Below are 2,149 nucleotides of genomic sequence, written 5' to 3'. Positions count from 1 at the left end.
TTATGTGAAACACCCATCTTCTTCGCAAACGCACGAACCGATAGACCCTTACGCGTTTTCTTATTCATAGTTGCTCCTTGCCTTCTTCTCTGCCATAAGAAGTAAGAGTTTACTGTGTTACGAATGATTGACAATCGGGTATAATCGGGTATATATTCCGGTATGAAAACAGATACACTCCAAATTACACAAGAATTGTTGGCTCTCATTGCTGAAATTGATGAGTTCAAAGGGGCATGGCGCGCTCTTGGTACTCTTGCACCTGAGCGATTGAACGCTCTTCGTCATATTGCTACTGTTGAAAGTATTGGATCTTCCACACGCATTGAAGGGAGTAAGTTAACAGACCGCGAAATCGAACAGCTTTTGGTAAATTTAGAAATTAAACGTTTCAAGAGTCGTGATGAACAAGAAGTTATCGGTTATGCCAAGGTTATGGAAACAATTTTTCAATCTTGGAGTGATATTTCTATTACTGAAAATCATATTAAACAACTTCATCGTGATCTTTTGTGTAATAGTGAGAAAGATCAACGACATCGAGGTGAATATAAGACTTTACGCAATGATGTAGCAGCATTTAATTCTCAAGGGAAAATGGTTGGCATTGTTTTTGAAACAGCTACACCATTTGATACACCATACCGAATGCAAGAGCTTATTACTTGGTTCAATAAAACCAATGAATTAAAGGATCTTCATCCTTTACTTACGATTGGTATTTTTAATGTAACATTTTTAGCTATTCATCCTTTTCAAGATGGAAATGGACGTTTAAGCCGTATCTTAACCACCCTTCTTTTGTTACAAAAAGGTTATGTTTATGTACCATATTCATCACTTGAAAGCATTATTGAGAATAATAAAGAAAGCTATTACTTAGCTCTGAATCAGACTCAAAAAACAATTTATACTAAAACACCCAATTGGGAACCCTGGATACTCTTTTTTTTACGTGCTCTACAAAAACAAAAACGCCAATTAGAAATAAAAATAGAGAGTGAAAAAAATGCTCTTTTTTCCTTATCTGAATTGGCTCTTAACATTCTTGATTATGTGCGTAATCACGGACGTGTTACAACCCGCGATATGGTGCGTGAGGTTGGTGCAAGCCCTAATACACTTAAAGTAACTTTTACATCATTAGTTGAAAAAGGTCTTTTGATACGTCATGGTGGTGGACGATCAACTTGGTATAGTGCACCTTAATTTTATTACCTTCTTATCCACCTCCCCATTGTTGAGAACGGGAAGGGGAGATGTGTTTTTAAATTAAGCAACTTTTACGACAGATCTTTCTAAGACTTGTTTTGCTTCTTTAATTAAAGCTTTATAATGTTTGCTCTCTTCTACCAACGTAAAGGCTTTAACAAGATGCATATGAAGAGGTCCATAAATGTAAACAGCCTTTTTAGTTGGAGACATTTTATCCCAATCTTTTGGGAAAGCAAAACGTATATCATCACAATAATCAACAGATTGACTTTTTAGTTTCTTTTCACATTCAATAAAATAACGGCGTGCTTGACGTCCTTTCTCGTTACGTTCCACCATTGAGAGCTCTTTCGCCATGTCTAGAGTAATATGATATTCTTTACTTATAACATTTTTACGTTTCCCAATTTTGGGAAGCGTTAAAATATAGTCCTTTCCCTCTTCAAATGCATACTGATTAATGCGGTTCGTAATTCAAGTAGCAAAACGTTTTCCTATTGCCAAAAATGTATGTAATTCACGTGCATTCACTGTCTGAACGATATCACCATCAATCGTAGTTTGATGTAAGTCAATTAAATATTGTGCCATGATTTGGCTCCTATGTGCTTAAAGGTTTTCTATTGACACTCTAAAAGATGCCGGGTGCTAGAAAACACGGCACATAGCCCGTCGTTATGCTTTCCCCACAAGGGTATTGTATAGCATAACTACACCCGACAAAGTTATTATATGCGCCTAACATACAATGAGTCAAAGTCTTTAATGTGCGGAAGACTGATTATTTCGGCAACCAATCCGCTATGTGTTTAAGGTGTTTTCTAGGCACCTGATTCGAAAATAGACATTGACGCAATAATGTCAAGAGTAAAAATAATTTTTATCTAAAAATAATCGCATACTGTACAGTGTACATATTGAAATCATTATTTAT

1 protein-coding gene and 1 pseudogene are annotated in these 2,149 nt (G+C 35.9%); one reads left to right on the top strand and one right to left on the bottom strand.

The window, feature by feature from the left end:
* The first annotated feature begins 162 nt into the window (after nt 1-162).
* Nucleotides 163-1,209 carry a Fic family protein gene (locus ACFIJP_RS08795; RefSeq protein ID WP_375610735.1) on the top strand — a complete coding sequence of 349 codons (1,047 nt, stop codon included), beginning with the start codon at nt 163-165 and terminating at the stop codon, nt 1,207-1,209.
* A 63-nt stretch (nt 1,210-1,272) separates the two neighbouring features.
* On the opposite strand, the pseudogene ACFIJP_RS08790 reads toward ACFIJP_RS08795, so the two are convergent.
* Nucleotides 1,273-1,806: pseudogene (locus ACFIJP_RS08790) on the bottom strand (antA/AntB antirepressor family protein).
* Nucleotides 1,807-2,149: the final 343 nt, after the last annotated feature.

The sequence above is a fragment of the Bartonella sp. MU37NMGALS genome, assembly GCF_042194015.1.
Classification (GTDB): domain Bacteria; phylum Pseudomonadota; class Alphaproteobacteria; order Rhizobiales; family Rhizobiaceae; genus Bartonella; species Bartonella grahamii.
This window is presented reverse-complemented; position numbering and strand designations above follow the sequence as displayed.

What these genes read in the sequence shown, in the direction of transcription:
- ACFIJP_RS08795 (WP_375610735.1), top strand. Translation starts at nt 163, where the DNA reads ATGAAAACAGATACACTCCAAATTACACAAGAATTGTTGGCTCTCATT.